The sequence below is a fragment of the Marinobacter sp. MBR-105 genome, from assembly GCF_053628895.1.
Genome location: NZ_JBRJHG010000013.1, coordinates 47,251 through 69,170, shown reverse-complemented (window position 1 = coordinate 69,170; position 21,920 = coordinate 47,251). Strand labels below are relative to the sequence as shown.

Genomic DNA, 21,920 nt, shown 5'->3' with positions numbered 1-21,920 from the left:
ATGTTCGACATCGGCTTTCTAGAGCTGCTGATCTGCGGCGTGATTGCATTGCTCGTGCTCGGCCCGGAGCGTTTGCCGACGGCGGCGCGGGCGGCTGGCCGCTGGATCGGTGGCGCCCGGCGCATGGTCAGCCAGTTCACCAGTGAACTGGACCGGCAGTTGAAGGCCGAAGAACTCCGGGAGGAGCTGCGCAAGGCCGGTGATGTGGGCCTGGACGATGTGGAGAAGACCGTGCGCGGCGCCCTGGATGAGGCGAAAAAGTACGAGCACATGATCCTGCCGGACGATCAGACCCGCAAGCCCAGGCCGGCGCCGGCAACCCGGCGGGTCACGCCCCCCTCTCCGGAGGCGGGCGAACAGCCCGAACCTCCGCATGAACCCGTCAGGGACGAGGCGCCGGCCAGCGATCAACCCAGTGAATCCTCACCGACCAGCCCTTCGGACAAGCATTCATGAGTGCCACCCAAAACGGCCAGCAGACGTCGTCTGAACAGCAGGAAATGCCCCTGATCGAGCATTTGCTCGAGCTCCGCAACCGGCTACTGAAAATGGTGCTGGCGGTGATTATCTGTTTCGCCGTCATCTATCCGTTTGCCAACGAACTCTATCTTCTGCTGTCCCAGCCGTTGCGCGAACTTTTGCCGGTCGGCCAGACCATGATCGCCACCGACATCACCTCGCCGTTCTTTGCGCCCCTGAAGCTGGCACTGGTTCTGGCGGTATTTGTCGCCATTCCGATCATTCTCTACCAGCTCTGGAGTTTTGTGGCGCCCGGGCTCTATGCCCATGAAAAGCGCCTGGCCTTCCCGCTGTTGTTTACTTCCGTGCTGTTGTTCTACGCTGGCGCGGCTTTCGCCTATTTCGTGGTCTTTCCGCTAGTGTTTGGTTTCTTTACCGCCATCGGTCCGGAGGGCATTGTCGAACTGCCTGATATCAGCAGTTATCTGAACTTCGTGCTCAAGATGTTCTTTGCCTTCGGCATTGCGTTTGAAATCCCCATTGCGACGGTACTACTGATTCTGACCGGCGCCACTACTCCGCAAGACCTGGCCGCCAAGCGCCCCTATGTGGTCGTGGCCTGTTTCATCATCGGCATGCTGCTGACCCCACCAGACATCATCTCCCAGACGCTCCTGGCCGTGCCCATGTGGATTCTGTTCGAGTTCGGCATCATATTTGGTCGCCTCGCCTACCGGGAACGGGAAGAGGCCGACGGAGAAGAGCCCGAAGCCTGATGAATCTGGCCCTGCTGTTTGAGGAAGACTTCGTCGCCCCGGACCGGGTGCGTCTCCGCGGCCGTCGGCTGGAGCACCTGAAAACGGTGCTCAAAGCCGGCACCGGCCATCGCATACCGGCTGGCCGGGTAAACGGCCTGATGGGCCATGGTGAAGTGCTGTCAATGACAGAGACCGAGGCCGAATTGCTGGTAACCCTGAATCAGCAACCCCCTGCCCCCTTACCGCTCACGCTGATACTGGCTATGCCCCGGCCCAAGATGTTCCGACGGGTACTGCAGACCTGCGCTTCTCTGGGTGTGAAGGATCTCTGGCTGATTAACAGCTACAAGGTGGAAAAGAGTTTCTGGCAAACGCCCTGGCTCACCGAGGATCATCTGAGAGAGAACCTGGCCCTCGGCCTTGAACAGGCCAAAGACACGTTGATGCCTCAGGTCCATATCCGCAAGCTGTTCAAACCCTTTGTGGAGGATGAACTACCGACACTGCTAGGTGGCAAACAGGCACTGGTGGCGCATCCGGGCATGGCGGCCCCCTGCCCCACCCACCTCAATGAGCCGGCTGCCCTGTGCATTGGTCCGGAAGGGGGCTTTACCGATTACGAAGTCGGAAAGCTGGAGGAGGCCGGCTGCCGGAGCGTGCATCTGGGCCCGAGAATTCTTCGGGTTGAAACCGCTGTGCCAGTGCTGATCAGCCGGCTGTTTGACGCCTGCCTGTGAACGGGCCGGCCCCGCCACGGATTACGCCACCCGGCGCTCCCAAAGCTTCGCAACGGGCGTAATAACAAGAACCAGAATAGCACCGGCCAGCAGGCCAAACAGGCCATCCCCGACCGTGGTGACCAGCACTTCCGGCACTGAAGAAATCATTCCGGCCACATGGTGAATGGCCCCGTACACCGCCGGTATACCATGGGTCAGAATACCTCCGCCCACCAGGAACATTGCAATGGTGCCCAGTACCGACAGGGCTTTCATCATCCAGGGCGCCAGCCACAGAATGCCCTGCCCCAGCTTCTGGGCGAAGGCACCGGCTTTCTGGCTCAGGTAAAGGCCGGCGTCGTCCAGCTTCACAATACCCGCCACCAGCCCATACACACCGACGGTCACCATCAACGCCACGACGGTCAGCACCGCAAACTGCATTCCGAAGCTCTTGTCGGCCACGGTTCCTAACGTGATGGCGATGATTTCGGCGGAGAGAATAAAGTCGGTCCTGACAGCGCCCTTGATCTTGTCTTTCTCAACCGCTTTAAGGTCCACCTCCGGCTTTTTCAGAGCGTCCCGCAGCTCTTGCCGGTGCTTTTCTTCCTGCTCTTTGTGCAGGAACTTGTGAACCAGCTTCTCGGCCCCCTCAAAGCACAGGAAGGCACCACCGAGCATCAACAGCGGGGTAATGAGCCAGGGTACAAAAAAGCTGATGGCCAGTGCCGCCGGCACCAGAATGGCCTTGTTAATAAGCGAACCCTTGGCGACCGCCCACACCACCGGGATTTCCCGGGCAGGTCGAACACCGGTGACCTGCTGCGCATTCAACGCCAGGTCATCGCCCAGCACACCGGCGGTTTTCTTGGTAGCAGCTTTGGTCATCACCGCCACGTCATCCAGTACGGCAGCAATGTCATCAAGTAATACGAGCAGGCTGGAGCCGGCCATAGACAGTTCCTTTGCAAATTGAACACGAAGGCGAGGAGTTTACGAAAACAGGCCGCCGGAAAACAGTTCCGGCGACTCAGAATGGACAACCGTTAGCGTTTTATACCCATAGCCTCGGCGGCAATGCGGTTCTTCAGCGGCGCCAGGTTGTCCAGCCAGCGCATACCGGTATTGCGCAACCACCGGATGGCCAGCTCATCCCGGGCAAACAACTGCTTGAAGCCCTCCATGGCCGCCATCATCGCCAGGTTCTCGCCTTTACGGCGGCGCTGATAACGAGCCAATACGGTCTGGTCTGCCGGCGAAAGTGCCAGTTCTTTGGCCCGTCCCAGCTCGGCCAGGAGGGCCGACACATCGCCATAGCCGAGGTTTGCACCCTGGCCGGCAAGCGGGTGAATGGTGTGGGCAGCATCGCCCACCAGTGCCAGGCCGTCGGCAACATACTCCTTGGCATGACGCTGACGCAGCGGAAACGCAAAGCGGCGCGAAACGGATTCGATAACCCCGAGCTGCTGCTCAATCGCCCGCTCCAGCTCCAACCGGAATTGCTCGGTCTCCAACGCCATCAGGCGGCGGGCTTCGGCCGTATCCTGTGACCAGACGATAGAGCAATAGTGCTCGTCTCCAGACTCCGTCAACAACGGCAAAAACGCCAGCGGCCCGGTGGGCGAAAAACGCTGCCACGCAGTGTACTGGTGCGGCTGCCGGGTACGGACGGTGCACACAATCGCTTGCTGATCGTAATCCCATTCCCGGGTAGCCAGTCCCGACCACTGGCGCAGCCGCGACTGGGCACCATCGGCCCCGACCACCAGTTTGGCGGACTGCATTCGGCCATCGTCCAACTGGATTCCGGCTCCGGCACTCCAGCCCTGCACACGCACACCATCAATCACCGTAACGTTACTGTCCGCCAGCTCGGTAAACAAAGCGCGGACAATCGACCGGTTCTCAACAATGGTACCCAGGGTATCAGCATGAAGTTCAGCCGCATCGAAGTGAATTCGACCGGTGCCGTCGGCATCCCAGACCGTCATGCCACGATAGCCGCAATGCCTGCCGGCCTGGACATGGCGCCAGGCCCCTAGACGCTCCAGCAGCTGCTCACTGGCCAGGGAGATGGCGCTGACCCGGGGCTCGAAGTCATCGGTATGGCTGGCGGTCGCTCCCGGGGCCAACAGATCCTGAACCCGGGCTCCTTCCACCAGCCCGGTATTCCAGCCTTGCCGCGACAACCCCAGAGCCAGGGCCGAGCCGACCATTCCGCCACCAACCACCAGAATGTCAAAACACGCCGCACCCACCGACTCACCTGTCATGTTTTTCCGCCTCGAAAGATGACACTCCGGAACCTACCAGCGGCTTGCGCCCACCGGTGCCCATGGCTTTGCGAGCGAACCAGCGTTTGGCCCCCGGCAACAGATCCAGCCCCACCAGCCCTGCATCCCGGGCGGCGGCAACGGGCGCCAGCGGCTGCCCAAATATCCGGATCAGGGAATCGGAGAACTGCACCGTCTGCTGCCAGTCCTGCCGATGCAGTTGTTGGTAACGCCCCAGTACCGAAAGTTCACCAATAGAAATCCCTTCATCAACCGCCCGACGAAACTGTTCCACCAGGGTCATCAATCCTCTGAGTGCCAGGTTAAAGCCCTGGCCAGCCACCGGGTGCAGGGCATGAGCGGCATTACCAACCAGCACAACCCCCGGGCGGGCGGGTTCATCTACCGTAGTCAGGTTCAGGGGATAATGATGGCACTGGCCAATGTGGGTAAAACGCCCAAGGCGCCAACCGAACCGTTCCTGCAGTTTCTGGCATTTCTGTTCATCCGACAGTGACAGGATCTCGTCCAGAGCCTCGTTTTCCAGGGTCCAGACCAGGGCCGATTGATGCCCCGGCCGCTTCGGGGAACCATGGGGCAGCAAAGCCATGGGACCGGCCTCAGTAAAACGTTCATAAGCCGTAAACTGATGGCTGTCGCTGGTGGAGACATTGGCTATCAGCGCGTTCTGACCATAGGCTTCGGTGCGGGTTACAAAGCCCAGCTTCTCCCGCAGCCCGGAACGCCCGCCATCGGCGATCACCAGACAACGCGCGGTCAGTTCCTTCTGTGCACCATCCTTTCGGATGGCCACCCGGACACCGCCAGCCACGGGCTTCATGCCTTCCACCTGAGCCGGCGCCTGCCAACTTACCCTGGTGTCCAGCAAAGCCCGCATCAGACACAGGCCCATCCAGCGGTTGTCTGCCACATAACCCAGGGCATCCTGACCGTGTTCGTTGGCATGCAGACGGGTAGCGCCAAAACGACCCCGGTCAGAGACATGAATGTGGCGGATCGGGGTGGCGTGCTCAGACAACTGCCGCCACAGCCCCAACTGATCAAAGATCAGGCGGGAGCCCCAGGCCAGTGCCGTCGACCGGCTGTCATAGCTGGGCTGGTAATCCTCCGGCAACGCCTCTGGTGACAGCGGAAACGCCTCAACTACCGTTACCTTCAGTTCCGGCACCAGCCGCGCCAGGGCCAGGGCCAGAGTTGCCCCGGCCAGGCCGCCACCGGCAATGATCAGGTCAGTATCCACGCGCTCGGTATTCACTGAATCAGTCCGCCATCAGAGCTTCAATATCGGCAATGGTCTTCGGCACGCCTTCGGTCAGGTTTCGGCAACCCTCTTTGGTGACCACCACATCGTCTTCAATACGGATGCCAATACCCCGCCAGCGCGGCTCTACGTCGGTATTGTCGGGCGCAATATACAGCCCTGGCTCAACGGTCAACGCCATCCCCGGTTCCAGTACCCGCCAGGCATCGCCGACTTTGTAATCGCCAACGTCATGGACATCCAGCCCCAGCCAGTGGCCTGTGCGGTGCATAAAGAAAGGTTTGTAGGATTCGTTGGCCAGAGCATCGTCCAGCGTGCCTGCGAGCAGGCCCAGATCGATCAGGCCCTGGGTCAGCACCCTCAGAGCCGCTTCATGGGGCTGGTTCCAGTGATTGTCCGGCTTCACCGCATCGATCGCCGCGTACTGGGCCGCCAACACCACTTCGTAAAGCGCCTTCTGTTCCGGGCTGAACTTGCCACTGACCGGGAAGGTGCGGGTGATGTCCGAGGCGTAGCATTCCAGCTCACAACCCGCGTCTATCAGTACCAGGTCGCCGTCTTTCAGCGGTGCCGCATTTTCGATGTAGTGCAGGATGCAGCCGTTGGCACCACCACCTACGATGGAGGGATAAGCGGTAGAGCGCGCACCATGCTCCATAAAGGTATGAATCAGTTCAGCTTCAAGATTGTACTCATACCCGCCCTGACGAGCCCGCTTCATGGCCCGGCAGTGGGCCTCGGCACTGATCTGGCCGGCCTTTGCCATCACCTTGATTTCGGCAGCACTCTTGTACAGCCGCATATCATGCAGCAGGTGCTCCAGCGCCACCAGTTCCCCAGGGGGGTGCGCTCCGGAACGAACCTTGCTGCGAATCACCTTGAGCCAGTCCATCACCCGGTTATCGAATGCCGGATCCTTGCCCAGCGGATAGTAGACCCGGCTGCGGCCTTCAATCATGCCGGGCAGAATATCGTCGATATCTGCAATGGGGAAAGCATCGTCGAAGCCGTAAAGTTCGATGGCGCCCTCAGGGCCCACCAGAAAGCCATCCCAGAGCTCTTTCTCCGGGTTCCGCTCCTTGCAGAACAGCACCGCCTCACCGTGCTCGCGGCCTGGAATCAGGGCCAACACCGCTTCGGGCTCGCCGAAGCCGGTCAGATACTGAAAATCGCTGTCCTGACGAAACGGGTGCAACACATCGCGGTTACGCACCCGCTCCGGCGCCGCTGGCAGAATGGCGATGCTGTCCGGGGCCATCCGGTCCATCAACTTGCGACGGCGCTCGGCAAACTCTTTCACGGGAATGGTCACAGCCATGATAGCTCCTGATCAGTGCAGGGTGGGCGAATCGCCTGCCGGCTTCTCCGGCTCGTTGAACTCGGTGAACACCGCCAGCGCGCCAAGGCGCACGTACTCGGTAATTTCAAGCAGTTGCTGTTCACTTTCGTCGTCGGATTCTTCGTCCTCCGACAGCTGGCTGATGGCCACCATATCCTCGATCAGCTCCCGGATCTCATCCGGAGCCTGGCCAAGGGAAGCGCCCGCCGCCAGCGCCATGCCTTCCAGAAATCCTCGAACCCAGGCCACCAGGGCTTCCAGTCGTTGTTCGATGGCATAGTCGTCATCTGGCAATAACGGCTGAAAACTCATGTCGGTGGACTGCAATTGCTTGAGCGTTTTGCCGTAGGCGCTGTTCATAAAGGGGGCGAGGTCATCCGACTCTTCAGCCGCTTCATCAGCCAGCCCCATGTGTTCGCAAACCATGGCCAGCCACTCGGGCTCGTCAATACGGGAGCCTGCCGCCAGCCGGCCACAGAGCACACCGTGCAGCTCAGAGGGGTGGCTGAACGCCTTGTGTGCGGTAAACACGTTGGCCCAGCGTTCAAATTCAGCCGCACGGGCGGCGGAGGTATCGGTTTCGGACATGAAGCTGCCGTTTCCTTAAATCGGTGGTGTACGTTCAGATACGCGCTGGGGCGGTGCCCCGACGAATACCGTATCCTAGCATTCTGGGGAAATCCTGGCACGAATACCCGGGCACACGGGGTTGCTTTTATCTTCACACCAGACAAAAATGTTATAACATATCAAATATGGACAGGATGACCCGATGCGCAGAAACGTTATGCCTCTCATGACCGTGGCACTGGCAAGCGCCGTACTGGCTCCGCTGACCGCGGGCGCGGCCAACAACCCCAGCGCCCATCAACATGGCCACGCGGAACTCCAGGTAGCCATAGACGCCAACACCGCCGATGTCTTTGTTCGCTCACCCGCATACAATCTGCTTGGCTTCGAGCACGAGCCACGCACAGAGCAACAGCATCAGCAACTGGCGGATCTGGAGCAGTGGCTGATGTCGACCCCTCTGATTAACACTGAGGATGGCAACTGCAACGTGGAAGATGCCAGCTTTCACAGCTCGTGGCCCGAGGCGACCCGTCATCACAGTGACCATGCGCACGAACACCATGACCACGATCACGATCACGATCACGGGCAAGCAAACAACCACAGCGATATCGAGATTACCCAATCACTGACCTGCGACGGACTTGCCGAACACCAGACACTGACCACACCGCTGGTGAAGCACTTTCCGGCACTGGAACACCTGGATGTTCAGTGGATCGGCCCTGAAGGCCAGGGCGCCACAAGACTGGAAGCCGGCGACCAGCAATTCCGGGTTGGCCGCTGACCCGTTACTCGGTGTAAGGTTCTACCGACTGCGCCACTATGGAATAGGAGGAGGTGCCGAGATCATTCTCGGTTCGCTCAATCACCAGTTCCCCCTCGATCCAGACAGGGTCGTATAGAGCCTCCAGGGTAAACCCTTCATGGTATTTTACGTGGATGATCTGGTTTGGGGGTGGTGGTGGCACATGGATGCAGGCGCCGTAGTAGGGCACCAGGAAGAACTCGAGAATGCGCATATCCTCCGTGGTTTTCAGCGGTACCACGAAGCCCGGAATCCGGCCCTCGACGTTGCCCATTTCCGGAACCACCCGCCCGGTCATGATTTCGTCCGGCAACAGGGGCGGGCCATCGCCCTCATGTTCGATTTCCGGCATAGTCTCGAGCAGCGCCAGATCTTCCGCAGGCATTAACTCAAGCCAGTCGATCTCCCGGGGCTCGGCACGGACCGCCAGGGAAACCAATAACAACAAGCCCAGTCCAAGGCAGGCAAGCGACTTGCGGAACAGAACATCAGTGAACATCAACACGGATTCTCCAAAAAACCAGATCAGCAACCGGCGCCATCATACAACGGCGAGCACGATACGGATATGAACAGCGAGACACGACAACCGCCGGACAGTTCCCGCCCGGACACTCTGGCCATCCGAACCCGGAATCTGCACTTCCGATGGCAAAACCAGGCTCGGGAACTGGCCTTCCCCGATATTCAGCTGACACGCGGTGAACACCTGTTCCTGCACGGCCCCAGTGGTACTGGTAAAAGTACGCTGTTGGGACTGCTCGCAGGCATGCACACGCCCAGCCGTGGCAGCCTTCAGCTGCTGAATCAGGAACTGACCACCATGAAGGCCGGCACCCGGGATCGACTGCGCGCCGATCATATGGGCGTCATCTTCCAGCAGTTCAACCTGGTGCCCTATCTGAGCGCTATGGCCAATGCACTTTTGCCTTGCCGGCTATCAAATCTGCGCCATTCGCGCGCGTTACCCTCCGCCACCGAAGCTGCCCAACACCTGCTGACACAACTGGGCATTCCGCAAAGCCACTGGCACCAGGGAGTGACCCGGCTATCGATCGGCCAGCAGCAGAGGGTGGCTGCCGCCCGCGCGCTGATCGGTGCTCCGGAGATCATTCTTGCAGATGAGCCCACGTCCGCGCTGGATAGCGACAACCGGGACCGCTTTCTTGAACTACTGCTAACGCTGGCCGAGCGCAGTAACAGCTCGGTTGTATTTGTCAGCCATGATCAGTCACTGGCCGGGCACTTTCATCATCGCATGGCCCTGGAGGTGGCGCCATGAACAAGCTCAAGCTCACCATCTTCCTGTCCGCCGCCAGCCTGTGGTACCGGCGCCGTGTACTGGCCCTCGTTTGCCTGACCCTGACCCTGAGCGTAACCCTGCTGCTTGGCATCCAGTACCTGCGCACAGAAATCCGACAGTCATTCACCAGCACCATCAGCGGCACCGACCTTATCGTAGGGGCCCGCAGTGGCCAACTGAATCTGCTGCTTTACACGGTGTTCCACATCGGTGATGCCACCAACAACATTCGCTGGTCCACCTATCAGTCCATGACTGAGGACAGCCGCATCGACTGGCTTATACCTATTTCCCTGGGCGACAGCTACCGCGGCTTTCGGGTTGTCAGCACCAACGAGCAGTTCCTGGCCCGCTTCCGCTATGGCAACGACCAACCGCTGACACTGGCGAGCGGAGACTGGTTTTCTGACCTGTTTGACGTGGTGATCGGCGCCGGCGTGGCACGGCAGCTTGACCATAAACTGAACGACGACCTGGTCCTTTCCCATGGCGGTGGCCGCACCAGCTTCTCGAATCACAAGGACCTGCCATTCAGGGTATCCGGCATTCTCGCGCCAACCGGCACGCCCGTCGACCAGGCGGTTTACATCAGCCTTGAAGCCATGGAAGCCATGCATGTGGGCTGGGAATCCGGCGTGGCCATCCCGGGCCGGACCCTGTCGGCCGACCAGGCACGCAACCGGGACTACACACCGGACACCATCACCGCCGTGTTCATTGGCCTGGACCGCCCGATCCTCACCTTCCAGGTTCAACGGGAGCTGAACCAGGCCCGCGAGGAACCTCTGTCGGCCATCCTGCCGGGTGTGGCCCTGAGCGAGCTCTGGCGGATGATGGGGCAATTTGAAAAAGCCCTGCTGGGCATCAGCGGCTTTGTCGTGATCACCAGCCTGGTGGGACTGATTGCGGTTTTGCTCACCCTGCAAGCCCAGCGGCAACGGGAGATTGCCGTTTTGCGAGCGACCGGAGCTTCACCGGGGCTGATTGCCGGCCTGTACAGCTTGGAGTGCGTCGGGCTTGCCCTGGCCAGTTGCCTGTTCGCCCTGCTGCTCGGCGCTGCCGCCATCGCCGGCCTCAGCCCCTGGCTACTGGAACACTACGGACTGCAAATCCGGCTTCGGCCGCTGGCCCGGGAGGAGTGGCTGTTACTGATGGCAGTGCCGCTCTCTGCGTTGGCAGTGTCCGCCCTGCCCGCACTGAACACCTGGCGAGCAGGCCGACAACAGGGGTTCGGGGCACAGGATTCCAGCTGAACTGACGCAAAAGGTGACAGGCCTCACGGCGGGCACGCCATGACAATGCGGTAAATTGACCGGTCTGGCGCGCGCACTTATAGTAACTCTCATCAAAATCACCGATGTTGGGCAGGTCATGGAACAGTCCGAAGTACAGGCATTAGCGGACAAGCTGGACAAGCTGATCGAGCGCTGCGACAAGCTGGAGAAAGACAACGCCCTGCTAAGGGAGCTGCAGGACGACTGGAACCGGGAACGGGCCCAGCTAATGCACAAAAACGATCTTGCCAAAAACAAGATTGAAGCCATGATCGGCCGTCTTCGGGCACTGGAGCACCACTGATGTCACAGACCCCAACCACCGTGGAAGTCAGGATTCTCGACAAGGAATACCTGGTGGCCTGTCCGCAGGAAGAGCAGGAAGCCCTGCTGCGTGCGGCCCGGCATCTGGACACCAAAATGCGTGAAATCCGCTCCAGCGGCAAGGTATTCGGTACCGAGCGCATTGCCGTAATGGCCGCCCTGAACATCACCCATGAACTGCTGGAGCGCGACACCATGTCGGACGCCACCAGCAGCATCCTGCGTGCCATGGATAACCGGCTTGATGAAGCACTGGGAGAGCCTTCGGGCAACTGATCCGGAAAGAATCCGGAAACGGGGTTGCAATCCTCCCCGGCCCTGCCCGTATAATGGAACCAACTTCCTGGGCTGTTCGCTGGTCGGGTACGTCCTCGAGCCGATGCGCATTACCCAGGTGGCTACTTCAGGGCATTGTGAGCATGTCCCCCAAGGGGGAAAGCCTAATATGTCACAGCGGCCACCGACCTTGAACTTCTGGGTTCAAGGGCTACATCCGATAACGGCAGCCCGGGAAGGTTTTCACCGTTACTGCGATTGCGACTTCCTGAATCTCAAGTGCAGCAGAGCGTCCTGAACCTCCTGGTTACCGAACCGCTCATCGAACAACAGTCCAGACCACACTGAGTCGTCCGACTTGGCCTGATCCTTTCGTTGCTGGTAGAGCGAATCCCAGCGTTCCAGGTACTGATAGGCCAGCTCATCGTCCGCGGCAACCCGGTCACCCCGGTAGTACATCAGCCCGAGGTACGCCAGAGCGGCCATGTTCTCCTCCTCCGCCGCCATCTCCAGAAGCTTTCGAATTTCTTCTGTATGAACCTCGGCCTGACCGGCGTAATACATTGCCTGTCGATAGCGCGCATTGGAGACAGCTTGACGCAGGTTTTCCGGCACATCGGCAACCGGCATAAGCACAAACCGCTCGCGAGCTTTCGCAGCGCTCTCATCCCGGCCGTCCTGCCACAACTCTCGCGCCAAAAGCAGTTGTGCGGGCAGGTGGCCCTTATCAGCGGCGCGCCTCAACCAACCTACAGCATCCACCAGACTGGGGGGAATACTGGCCAGCCCCTGACTGTAGATCGCACCAAGTTTGTAGGCCGCCTCCGCATCCCGGTAAGCCATGCCTTCCAACAGTTCCAAGGCTCGGCGATGCTGTTCTTCGGCCATACCAGGCAGGCTCGAGAGATAGATATCAGCCAGCAAGTGCTTGGCCCGATCGTCTTCCCGTTCTGTCTGTTCGAGACGCGCAACGGCCAGACCGACCCGCTTCGAGCGCCCCTCTGCGGGATTCAGATACAGGTGAGCCAGCCAGAGATTCGCCTCTTTCTCGCCCAGGTCGGCCGCACGCTCCAGTTGATCCAGCGCCTCAAGATAATCAGCCTCGGAACGCTGCTGTCCGCGAGCCAGTACCACACCTCGGGCCAGTAATGCTTTCGGGTAGTTCTGATCGGCCGACCGTTGCAGCCATTGCTCTGCTTCGGCAGGGTTAAACCAAGGTGAATCTGGCGCTCCGTATATTTGGGCCATCATGTACTGAGCGCGGGCGCTGCCTTTATCTCCGGCATACCGGTACCACGCTACCCGGCGTTGCGCACTGGGATCCACCAGGGCCGGATACAATGTAGCCAGGTAGCGCATGGTGCCTGCATCGGTGTCCGGACGACTTGCGCGCCATACCTCGTCTGCACTCTGGAGAATAAACTCGCCTTCCTCATCCAGACAGGCCCAGGCAGGTACCCTGTCCCGGGTGTCGGGGCCGCAGTATTCAGCCAGAGCCCGGTGATGAAACAGATTCGAAGCATTATCTAGCTCACCGATTTCGGGGATCAGTGCCACCGCCTGTTTGCGATCCTGCTCGACCAGCTCCCCGGACCAATAGATCATCGCGAGATCAATCAAGGCTCGCGGATAGTCCGCCGCACGGAGAAGCACTAACGACCTGGACACATCACGGTTCTCTGCCTGCCCTCGCCGATAGATCTCGGCCAACAAATGCCGCGCTTCGCGCTCGTAGACCGAAAACGGTTTCTGAAGCTCTCGCTCCAGCAAATCGGCAGCTGCCCGCTCATCCGCTGGCCCGCCCAGGCCAAGATACGTCAAGCGAGCCAGTTCATAGCGCGCCCGACTGCTTTCATAACTCTCGGTCTCACCGTCAAGGTAACTCTGGAGATGGTGGCGGGCACCGGAATATTCAGCAGAAGCCAACGCACGAACACCCACCTGGTAAACCTCGGGGGATCCGGTCGCGCAACCAGACAAAGCAACAATCAAAACCGCAGGAAGCAACAGGCGAGCGTATCGGGGGAAATCCATGGCAGAATACAGCCTCTGAAAAAACAACGGACTGCAGACTAGCAGAATTTTAACGGGGCGTTATTGATGTGATACAACATAGGCCGAATTCACGACGCAGCAGCAGGTAATCGCCATCTTGAATCCGCATCATCAAGCAAGGACGTTTGACGCCGGCAATGATCGGGCCTCACGCCGCCAGCTCCGCCAAACTCTTCGCCAGAAACGGAGAAGCCTGTCGTTTGAAGAACAGCGGCAAGCTTCCGAACGTCTCGCCCTTAACCTGCTGAGGCACCCCGACCTGCACCGGGCACGCCACATTGGCATCTACCTGGCCAACGACGGCGAAATTGACCCGTCCCTGTATATTGATCTGGCTCGCAAAAAAGGCATCCGGTTCTACCTGCCCATTCTGCACCCGATCTACCCGGGCAAGCTGGTTTTCAGCCCCTATTATGATGGAGTGCAACTGACGGCAAACCGCTTCGGCATTCCAGAACCCCCGTTCCCGCGTTCAAGACGCAAGCCGGCCTGGGCACTGGATGCGGTGCTGTTTCCATTGGTGGGGTTTGACGAAACCGGAGGGCGACTGGGTATGGGCGGCGGCTTCTACGACCGAACCTTCGCGTTCAGCCGGATCAGGCCCTGCATGGCACCAAAACTGGTTGGCCTGGCCCACGATTTTCAGCGCGTGGAGCAGTTGCCGGTTGAGCCCTGGGATGTGCCTTTACACGGTGTGGTAACGGATAAGCGTTGTTACCGTTTCAGGCCCTGATTGGCAGACAGAACATAACCTACTGCAGATGCTTCGCGGTCGGCACGCTTGTCCTCAGACGCCTGAATGGACGTAAAACCCGTAATCACAAGGCCGACAGCAAAGATGAGCACAATGGCACGAATGATGTCAGGCTTGCTCCCCATTTCTTGGATTCCCGTTATTCTTTCATTCAATTGGCAGGAAAATCAGACAACTATTACTGATTCGCAGAATTAGACGAAAGACTAACACGTAACTTGATTTTTACAATTTTTGACAGATTACCGTTATGTAAGAGTTGTAACGTTCCACCCTCAGGTGGAACGCCCGTTGCCTGCTCCCAAAAACAGCCGATAGGCCCCGTTGTCAGTCATGTTTTCATAACGAAAACCGACCTTGTCGAGCATGCCCTCAAAGTCCGCCACCTCATTGTCCTCAACCTGCGCGCCCAATAGCACCCTGCTGTAGGCCGCACCATGATTGCGGTAGTGGAACATGGAAATATTCCAGCGCGTTCCCAGCGACATCAGGAACTTCAGCAAAGCTCCCGGGCGCTCGGGAAATTCAAACTGGAACACCTTTTCATTGGTAATCGTCGGTGCATGGCCCCCGACCATATGGCGAATATGCTGCTTGGCCAGGTCGCTGTCGGTAAGGTCGACCACCGAGTACCCACTTTCCCGAAGATCCTGCACCAGTTCTTCCCGGCCATGTCCGCCAGCGGCAATCTGGATTCCCACGAAAATGGTGGCGTTCTGAGCATCCGCATAGCGGTAATTAAACTCGGTGATGCTACGCTTGTGCAGCGCATTAATGAACGTTTTGAACGCGCCCGGCTTCTCCGGGATCGTTACCGCCAGAATCGCCTCGCGCTTCTCTCCCACTTCGGTGCGCTCGGACACATAGCGCAGTCGGTCGAAGTTCATGTTGGCACCACTGAGGGTGGCAATCAGGTTTTCATCCTCGATCTTTTCCCTCGCGATGTACTTCTTGATACCCGCTACACCCAGAGCGCCTGCCGGTTCGGCAATGGAACGAGTATCTTCAAACACATCCTTGATGGCCGCACAGATCTCATCCGTGGACACTGTGATCACTTCATCTACGTGATCCTTGCAGATTTCCCAGGGATACTTACCGATCTGTTTGACCGCCACGCCATCGGCGAAGATGCCCACCTCATCCAGCACCACACGCTCACCGGCCTTCATCGCCGCCTGCAGGCAGTTGGAGTCTTCCGGCTCCACACCGATCACTTTGATTTCCGGGCGCAGGTACTTGATGTAAGCGGCCATGCCGGCAATCAGCCCGCCGCCGCCAACACAGATAAAGATGGCGTGAATCGGCTTGCTGAACTGCCACATGATCTCCATGGCCACGGTACCCTGACCGGCGATAACGTCCGGGTCGTCGTAGGGCGGGATGTAGGTGTACCCGTGTTTCTGGATCAGCTCCTGGGCGTGGGCCGCAGCCTCGTCAAAAGCATCCCCCTTGAGAACCACTCTGGCACCGTGGTCGCGAACTGAGCGTACCTTGATCTCCGGCGTCGTCTGCGGCATCACGATAACGGCTTTGATGCCCAGCTTCTTGGCGGCCAGAGCCACGCCCTGGGCATGATTGCCAGCGGAGGCGCAGATAACTCCCTTGGCCTTTTGTTCTTCCGACAGCTGAGCAATCCGGTTGTAGGCGCCGCGAATCTTGAAGGAAAACACCGGCTGAAGGTCTTCACGCTTGAGCATAATATTGTTGCCAAAGCGCTTGGAAAGACTACGGGCTTCAGTCAGGGGTGTTTCGATGGCCACGTCGTAGACGCGCGCATCGAGTATCTTCTTGATATAGCGTTGCGGCATGATGGTTCCGGTTGCTGGTGAGTGATCAGGAAAAACCCACAGTGTAGAAAGTTTGCACGCTTGCCGTCTATAAGCAGAGTTGCTGCAGGCGTATAATAGTGCCCAAATTCAACGCAAACCTCCGGGAGCCCCCCATGACCCAGGACGAACTGAAACAAGCCGTTGCCAAAGCTGCAGTGGATCACATCGCCCCTCACCTGGAACCGAGCAGCATTGTCGGGGTGGGCACCGGCAGCACCGCCAACTTTTTCATCGACTATCTGGCGGAATACCGCAACGACTTCGACGGCGCCGTCGCAAGCTCCGAGGCAACCGCCGAACGACTGAAAAAGCACGGCATCCCGGTATACGACCTCAACGCCGTCAACGAAATCGAGTTTTACGTCGACGGTGCCGACGAAACCAACGAGAGCCTGGAGCTGATCAAAGGCGGTGGCGGTGCCCTGACCCGGGAAAAGATTGTGGCCGCCGTCGCCAAGACCTTTATCTGCATCGCCGATGAGTCCAAGCAAGTAGGCATCCTGGGAGAATTCCCGCTGCCCGTGGAAGTTATCCCCATGGCCCGCAGCCATGTCGGCCGCGAGATCGTAAAACTCGGGGGCGATCCGGTTTACCGGGATGGTTTTGTCACCGACAACGGCAACATCATCATCGACATCCACAACATGGATATCTCCCGCCCGCTGGTGGTGGAAGAAAAGCTCAATAACATTGTCGGCGTGGTCACCAACGGACTGTTCGCCCGCCGCCCGGCCGACCTGCTGCTACTCGGCACCCGTGACGGGGTGAAAAGCATTGCCCGCGGTGCATAACCCCCTGTAAGGCACTCCGCCTGACAAGCTGGCCATTCGGGCCAGCTTTTTTATTGCCTGAACAAACCCAAACCAAGCGCTTGCTTGGTAGCCAGGATTGCGCGACACTCACCTCATCGCAAAACAAGAACACAGGGAGCCAATCCGTGTCTGACTACTTCAACGAAACCCATGAACAGGTGCGCCAAACCGCCCGGAAATTCATCGAGACCCACGTCCGGCCCCATATTGACGACTGGGAAGAGGCCGGTGAATTCCCCCGTGAAATCTATAAACTCGCCGGCGACGCCGGACTCCTTGGCATCGGCTTCCCTGAAACTCTGGGCGGCATCGGTGAAGGCGATATTTTTATGAAAGTCGCAGTTTCCGAGGAACTGATGCGATCCACCTCTGGCGGCTTCGTGGCCAGTATCGGTTCCCTGGATATCGGCCTGCCGCCGGTGGCCAAGTGGGCCAAACAAGACATTCGGGAACAGATCGTGCCGCCCGTCCTGCGCGGCGACAAAATCGCGGCCCTGGCCGTGACCGAACCCGGTGGCGGCTCCGACGTCGCCAACCTGAAAACCCGTGCCGTAAAAGACGGCGACCACTACATCGTCAACGGTAGCAAAACCTTCATCACCAGCGGTATCCGCGCCGACCATTACACCGTCGCCGTGCGCACCGGGGGCGAAGGCCACGGCGGCATCAGCCTGTTGCTGATCGACAAAGGCACACCAGGTTTCACCACCGGCAACAAACTCCGGAAAATGGGCTGGTGGGCCAGCGACACCGCAGAACTCTTCTTCGAGGACTGCCGGGTACCGGCCGACCGCCTGATCGGCGCCGAAAACGCCGGTTTTATCGCCATCATGAGCAACTTCCTGGCTGAACGCCTGAGCCTGTCCATCATGGCCTACATGACCGCCCAGATCGCCTACGAAGCCGCTCTGGATTACACCAGACAACGCCAGGCCTTCGGCCGCCCCGTTGCCGGCTTTCAGGTCACCCGCCACAAACTCGTTGACATGGCCACCCAGATCGACATCGCCCGGGAATACACCTACCGCTGTGCCGCACTGATGCAGGCCGGCAAAAACCCCATTAAACAGGTGGCTATGGCCAAGAACTTCGCCGTGGACGTGTGCGAAAAAGTCACCCGCGAGGCGGTGCAGCTGTTTGGTGGTATGGGGTATATGCGGGAGTCGGTGGTGGATCGGCTGTACCGGGATGCCAAGATTCTGTCCATTGGCGGCGGCACCACGGAAATCATGAAGGAGCTGATTGCCAAACAGATCAGGCTGTGACCAAGGTTTAGTTTCGAATGGCAAGAGACTTCCGTATAATTGCGCCCACTTTTTAAACGCAGTTAAACGAACCCTAACGTACCAGGAAGGATCGCACATGCAATTCGACAACATCCCCGCTGGCAAGAACCCGCCAGAAGACATCTACGTTGCCATCGAAATCCCGGCCAACAGCTCTCCGGTCAAGTACGAACTGGACAAGGACATGGGCGCCCTGCTGGTTGACCGTTTCATGGCCACTCCGATGTTCTACCCGGCCAACTACGGCTTCATCCCCCACACCCTGGCCGACGACGGCGACCCACTGGACGTCCTGGTGGTCACCCCTTACCCGGTGCAGGCTGGTTCGGTCATTCGTTGCCGCCCGGTAGGCGTACTGAACATGGAAGACGAAGCCGGTGGTGATGCCAAACTGGTGGCCGTGCCCCACGACAAGCTGACCCAGACCTACCACAACGTTCGTGAAATCGAAGACCTGCCGGAACTGCTGCGTGATCAGATCCGTCACTTCTTCGAGAACTACAAGACTCTGGAGCCCGGCAAGTGGGTGAAAGTGCAGGGCTGGGACAACGCTGCAGCCGCCAAGAAAGCTATCGAAGACGCCATCAACGCCTACAAGGGCTGATCACGCTTCGAACATAAAAAAGCCGGGCAAGTCTAACGACTGCCCGGCTTTTTTGTGCCTGAGCCAAAGCTCAGACAACGGCGCTTATCAGCCCCGCGACAACAGGTCCCGCATATCACTGATCGCAGCATTCGCCCGTGACAGATAAGCCGCCATGGTCAACGAATGGTTGGCCAGCACACCGAAACCACTGCCATTGAGAATCACCGGACTCCACATGGAAGCCTGGGTGCCCTCCAGTTCGATAATGATCTGCTTTACGCTCGCCATGGCGTTCTTGTCCTGCAACACCTTCCGGAAGTCCACTTCCACCGCCCGGAAAATATGCAGCAACGCCCAGGCACTGCCTCGCGCCTCGTAAAAGACATCATCAATTTTGGTCCACGAGGTTTTGACATCCTCGCCACCGGTCTCTTCCGCCAGAGGATCATCCGGATTCAGATTAGCCACGGCATCCGACACCGACGCCTTGCCCACGCTCTCGCTGAGCGTACGGGACAAGCTGCCCAGCCGGGTTTCCAGATCCGCCAGCCAGTTGTTCAGGTTATCCGCCCGGGCAAAAAACTGGGCGTCCGCCTGGGCCGGATCAGACAGGCGATTCAAATAGCGCTTGAGCGCATTGATGCCACGCCGGTACTCGTTCTCGGTCGATGGAATGGCCCAGCTTTCACTGTCGAAGTGGAACTGGGGTTCGGCAATGGTCAGGTCCGGGTCTTCCGCCGACTGGCTCTGGGAACGGCTGATATCCTTGCGCATCGCCCGGGAAAGATCCCGCAACTGCACGAGCACGCCATATTCCCAGTTCGGCATATTGTCCATCCAAAGACCGGGAGGCGCGATGTCGTTGGAAATATAACCGCCGGGCTTATCCAGCAATGTCTCGGCAATGCGGATCATGGTGGCGGTGGTGGCAAAACCGGTCACCGGCTCCCTATCCATGGTGCTTGCCAGCGTACGGGTGTGATCACGTACAGAAAAGGTATCTGGCTCACTGCTCCAGTAGATACCCAGAACCATCGCAATCAGCAGGTACACCACCAGCAAGGCAACCACCAACTTGCCAATAACACCGCTACCGCCGGTGTAATCCTGCACATCGTCTTTCTTGTCCCTGAAGTACTGTCTGATCTTGCCAGGCATAAGACTCCTGATCTCCTGTTGATTACGTGTCTGCGGCAAATGGTCTGCCAAGATGGTAGCCCATGGCGCCGTCAATACCCAGCCTACAGAGTACCGAGTATTCCGCCGCGGTTTCTACTCCCGTAGCGTACACCTTTACCCCCCGACTGTGGGCAATACCGACAACCGACTCCAGCCAGAACTGGTTTTCATCATGACGATCCAGGTTGTGGATGAAGCTGTGATCAATCCGGACGGCCCTGAACGGCAGCCGTTTAAGATAACTGAACGGCACCCCGCCCACTCCGAACCGGTCAACCAGCACCGGTACACCAAGCCGCGACAACTCTCTTATCAGAGAGCTGACGGCTTTGCGGTGATGCTGAATGGTTACTTCGGCAATGCCAACCCACAAGCGCCCGGCTGTGCGCCCGGCCTTGGCAACCATGGTCAGCAGATCGTCACGGAAGCTATCAGACGCGATCGAACTACTACCCAGTGATACCGCCAGCCGCCGCTCCGGGTGGCGTTCAAGACACTCCAGCGCCCGGGTAAGCAGCATACGGTCGATATCGCTCACCAGCCCCAATCGCTCGGCCATCGGTACAAACAAACCGGCTTTCAGCGGCCCTTCTGCAGACTCAATACGGGAGAACACCTGATAATGGACCAGTGTCTGCCTTTCACCATGCACCATGGGCTGGAGCCAGAGAGACAGCTTATCTTCCCGAATCGCCTGGGTAATGATCGTGCGCCAGGTCTCCATATTGTGATGGCTCTCAACACCGGGATCGGGTAGCAGCAGGCTGCAGGAGTCCCCCCTTTGCTGGGCTGCCCTGAGAGCTTCATCGGCGGCGGCCAACAAGACCCTGATGCCATCACCGGGTCTGGCCACCGCCAGGCCAGCATGAACATGAGCGTCCATCGGGGCGGAGAGGTCCGAGTAGATTCCATCCAGCTCCCGCACCAGCTGCTCGGCCCAGATTCGCACGTCCGCTGCGGAGGCACCGGGCACAAACACCGCAAATTCTGCACCGGTTCTGCGCCCGGCAAAGGATTCGGCATGTCGGGCGACAAACGCCCGGATGCCACCGGCCACCTGGCGCAACAACCGGTCCCCCTCGTCCCGGCCATAGGCCAGGTTATAATCTGCAAAATAGGCCAGCTGCAGCATGATCAGAACGCCAGGCGCCGACTTCTCTTCCGATTCCACTTCCACCTTCATGCGTTGGTCAAAGGCGCTGCGGCTCGCCAGCCCCGTCACCGGATCTTCATTGTTCACGCGCCGCAAGTGCTGGATAAGCTTGCCCTGCCCCTCAAACAACTGACCCAGGTCATCCGCCATCTGGTTCATAGCCTCTGTCACCCGGTTCAACTCCCGGGTGGAGCGAATACTCACTCGCTTCCGGAAATCCCGCTGGCCAAGGGCCCGGGCCTGGGCCTCGACCTCTTTCAGGGGCCTCAAAGTCCTCCGGAGTAACAGAAACAGCCCCAGCAAGCCACCAGTGGCGATCACCAGGGCGGATAGCAGTAGCCCCAGGGAAATATGCCAGAGGTCGTCGTAGGCCCGCCCGGGATGACTCACCACCCGCACCTTACCCAACCGGCTCCAGCCCCTGACCACCTCCGCTTCCGCCTCTGGCAAGGGCAACGCAGCCAGGGAGACAAACCACTCCGGTGCACGATTAGCCTGCAATGGCATGCGCCGACCGGCAATCACCTCGCCATCGTGCCCCAGGTACTCAACCGCCAGATAGCGGCCACTGTCGAACACCGCATCGATCAGGGACGCCGAGGCGATCGGGTCAGCGCCGTCAATGGCATTGGACAGCGAAAGCCCGGTTGCAGTGGCTCCATCGCGGGCATGAGCCGCCAGCTGATCGGCAACATAGTCCCGAAAATAGCCATAACTGGTCACGAACGCGACTACCAGGGTCAGTGTCAGCAGAGTGCCGGCGAACAGCAACAGCAGGGTCTGCAAGGTAATCTCCCCTCGCTGCCTGCGGGTAGGAAAGTTGTCGAGCATCCCTGCCATCACATCGGGGCTCCATCAGAGAAACGAGTATCAGG

Annotated in this window: 23 protein-coding genes and 1 other RNA gene; 13 read left to right on the top strand and 11 right to left on the bottom strand. The window is 59.1% G+C overall.

What is annotated here, in order from left to right:
• From tatB to ACSSVV_RS15115, 3 genes are read left to right on the top strand one after another with little or no spacing between them, the layout of a single operon-like run.
• Positions 1–456 (top strand): Sec-independent protein translocase protein TatB, encoded by a 456-nt coding sequence (gene tatB, locus ACSSVV_RS15125; RefSeq protein ID WP_454106479.1) that lies wholly within the window; start codon positions 1–3, stop codon positions 454–456.
• A complete protein-coding gene (gene tatC, locus ACSSVV_RS15120) occupies positions 453–1,235 on the top strand; it encodes a twin-arginine translocase subunit TatC (protein ID WP_206853479.1) in 783 nt (260 codons plus the stop codon). Before tatB ends, tatC begins: the two co-directional genes overlap by 4 nt.
• Positions 1,235–1,954 carry a 16S rRNA (uracil(1498)-N(3))-methyltransferase gene (locus ACSSVV_RS15115; RefSeq protein WP_121207713.1) on the top strand — a complete coding sequence of 240 codons (720 nt, stop codon included), beginning with the start codon at positions 1,235–1,237 and terminating at the stop codon, positions 1,952–1,954. The genes tatC and ACSSVV_RS15115 overlap by 1 nt, the downstream gene beginning before the upstream one ends.
• Before the next feature lie 21 nt (positions 1,955–1,975).
• Here the strand turns inward: ACSSVV_RS15115 and ACSSVV_RS15110 are convergent, their stop codons facing one another.
• The 5 genes from ACSSVV_RS15110 to ACSSVV_RS15090 form a co-directional block, all read right to left on the bottom strand.
• Positions 1,976–2,890, bottom strand: a complete 915-nt coding sequence (locus ACSSVV_RS15110; protein WP_022993082.1) for a DUF808 domain-containing protein — start codon at positions 2,888–2,890, stop codon at positions 1,976–1,978.
• Between the two features lie 92 nt (positions 2,891–2,982).
• Positions 2,983–4,209 (bottom strand): UbiH/UbiF/VisC/COQ6 family ubiquinone biosynthesis hydroxylase, encoded by a 1,227-nt coding sequence (locus ACSSVV_RS15105; RefSeq protein ID WP_022993083.1) that lies wholly within the window; start codon positions 4,207–4,209, stop codon positions 2,983–2,985.
• Positions 4,199–5,485 (bottom strand): 2-octaprenyl-6-methoxyphenyl hydroxylase, encoded by a 1,287-nt coding sequence (ubiH, locus tag ACSSVV_RS15100; RefSeq protein WP_022993084.1) that lies wholly within the window; start codon positions 5,483–5,485, stop codon positions 4,199–4,201. Before ubiH ends, ACSSVV_RS15105 begins: the two co-directional genes overlap by 11 nt.
• Before the next feature lie 4 nt (positions 5,486–5,489).
• A complete protein-coding gene (gene pepP / locus ACSSVV_RS15095; RefSeq protein WP_022993085.1) occupies positions 5,490–6,809 on the bottom strand; it encodes a Xaa-Pro aminopeptidase in 1,320 nt (439 codons plus the stop codon).
• 12 nt (positions 6,810–6,821) lie between these two features.
• Positions 6,822–7,418 carry a UPF0149 family protein gene (locus ACSSVV_RS15090; protein WP_011786840.1) on the bottom strand — a complete coding sequence of 199 codons (597 nt, stop codon included), beginning with the start codon at positions 7,416–7,418 and terminating at the stop codon, positions 6,822–6,824.
• Positions 7,419–7,602: 184 nt separating this feature from the next.
• Between ACSSVV_RS15090 and ACSSVV_RS15085 the strand changes: the two genes are divergently transcribed.
• On the top strand, positions 7,603–8,190 hold the full coding sequence (locus ACSSVV_RS15085; RefSeq protein ID WP_011786841.1) for a ZrgA family zinc uptake protein: 588 nt from the start codon (positions 7,603–7,605) through the stop codon (positions 8,188–8,190).
• Between the two features lie 4 nt (positions 8,191–8,194).
• Here the strand turns inward: ACSSVV_RS15085 and ACSSVV_RS15080 are convergent, their stop codons facing one another.
• Positions 8,195–8,710, bottom strand: coding sequence for a DUF3299 domain-containing protein (locus ACSSVV_RS15080; RefSeq protein ID WP_036149924.1), 516 nt, complete (start codon positions 8,708–8,710; stop codon positions 8,195–8,197).
• Positions 8,711–8,779: 69 nt separating this feature from the next.
• Between ACSSVV_RS15080 and ACSSVV_RS15075 the strand changes: the two genes are divergently transcribed.
• From ACSSVV_RS15075 to ssrS, 5 genes are all read left to right on the top strand, one after another.
• The gene (locus tag ACSSVV_RS15075) at positions 8,780–9,493 is read left to right on the top strand and encodes an ABC transporter ATP-binding protein (RefSeq protein ID WP_022993087.1); all 714 of its coding nucleotides are present in this window, start codon (positions 8,780–8,782) and stop codon (positions 9,491–9,493) included.
• Positions 9,490–10,767 (top strand): ABC transporter permease, encoded by a 1,278-nt coding sequence (locus ACSSVV_RS15070; RefSeq protein ID WP_022993088.1) that lies wholly within the window; start codon positions 9,490–9,492, stop codon positions 10,765–10,767. Before ACSSVV_RS15075 ends, ACSSVV_RS15070 begins: the two co-directional genes overlap by 4 nt.
• 118 nt (positions 10,768–10,885) lie before the next feature.
• A complete protein-coding gene (locus tag ACSSVV_RS15065) occupies positions 10,886–11,092 on the top strand; it encodes a TIGR02449 family protein (RefSeq protein WP_011786845.1) in 207 nt (68 codons plus the stop codon).
• Positions 11,092–11,388, top strand: coding sequence for a cell division protein ZapA (locus ACSSVV_RS15060; protein ID WP_011786846.1), 297 nt, complete (start codon positions 11,092–11,094; stop codon positions 11,386–11,388). Before ACSSVV_RS15065 ends, ACSSVV_RS15060 begins: the two co-directional genes overlap by 1 nt.
• Positions 11,389–11,449: 61 nt before the next feature.
• Positions 11,450–11,630, top strand: a non-coding RNA gene (gene ssrS, locus ACSSVV_RS15055) — 6S RNA.
• Positions 11,631–11,637: 7 nt separating this feature from the next.
• Here ssrS and ACSSVV_RS15050 read toward each other — a convergent pair.
• On the bottom strand, positions 11,638–13,422 hold the full coding sequence (locus ACSSVV_RS15050) for a hypothetical protein (protein WP_454106478.1): 1,785 nt from the start codon (positions 13,420–13,422) through the stop codon (positions 11,638–11,640).
• Positions 13,423–13,540: 118 nt separating this feature from the next.
• Here ACSSVV_RS15050 and ACSSVV_RS15045 point away from each other — a divergent pair, with 118 nt between their 5' ends.
• Positions 13,541–14,176, top strand: a complete 636-nt coding sequence (locus ACSSVV_RS15045; RefSeq protein ID WP_022993091.1) for a 5-formyltetrahydrofolate cyclo-ligase — start codon at positions 13,541–13,543, stop codon at positions 14,174–14,176.
• On the opposite strand, the gene ACSSVV_RS15040 is transcribed toward ACSSVV_RS15045, so the two are convergent.
• Together ACSSVV_RS15040 and ilvA are read right to left on the bottom strand one after the other, a co-directional pair.
• On the bottom strand, positions 14,158–14,322 hold the full coding sequence (locus tag ACSSVV_RS15040) for a hypothetical protein (protein WP_022993092.1): 165 nt from the start codon (positions 14,320–14,322) through the stop codon (positions 14,158–14,160). The genes ACSSVV_RS15045 and ACSSVV_RS15040 overlap by 19 nt on opposite strands.
• Positions 14,323–14,472: 150 nt before the next feature.
• Positions 14,473–16,008 (bottom strand): threonine ammonia-lyase, biosynthetic, encoded by a 1,536-nt coding sequence (gene ilvA, locus ACSSVV_RS15035; protein ID WP_022993093.1) that lies wholly within the window; start codon positions 16,006–16,008, stop codon positions 14,473–14,475.
• A gap of 134 nt (positions 16,009–16,142) precedes the next feature.
• Here ilvA and rpiA point away from each other — a divergent pair, with 134 nt between their 5' ends.
• The 3 genes from rpiA (at position 16,143) to ppa (ending at position 18,731) form a co-directional block, all read left to right on the top strand.
• Positions 16,143–16,820, top strand: coding sequence for a ribose-5-phosphate isomerase RpiA (gene rpiA / locus ACSSVV_RS15030; protein ID WP_011786849.1), 678 nt, complete (start codon positions 16,143–16,145; stop codon positions 16,818–16,820).
• A 146-nt stretch (positions 16,821–16,966) separates the two neighbouring features.
• On the top strand, positions 16,967–18,106 hold the full coding sequence (locus ACSSVV_RS15025) for an acyl-CoA dehydrogenase family protein (protein ID WP_022993094.1): 1,140 nt from the start codon (positions 16,967–16,969) through the stop codon (positions 18,104–18,106).
• 97 nt (positions 18,107–18,203) lie between these two features.
• Positions 18,204–18,731 (top strand): inorganic diphosphatase, encoded by a 528-nt coding sequence (gene ppa, locus ACSSVV_RS15020; RefSeq protein WP_014422707.1) that lies wholly within the window; start codon positions 18,204–18,206, stop codon positions 18,729–18,731.
• Between the two features lie 87 nt (positions 18,732–18,818).
• On the opposite strand, the gene ACSSVV_RS15015 is transcribed toward ppa, so the two are convergent.
• A complete protein-coding gene (locus ACSSVV_RS15015) occupies positions 18,819–19,871 on the bottom strand; it encodes a DUF2333 family protein (protein ID WP_011786852.1) in 1,053 nt (350 codons plus the stop codon).
• A 22-nt stretch (positions 19,872–19,893) separates the two neighbouring features.
• Positions 19,894–21,885, bottom strand: coding sequence for a bifunctional diguanylate cyclase/phosphodiesterase (locus tag ACSSVV_RS15010; RefSeq protein ID WP_022993095.1), 1,992 nt, complete (start codon positions 21,883–21,885; stop codon positions 19,894–19,896).
• Positions 21,886–21,920 lie beyond the last annotated feature (35 nt).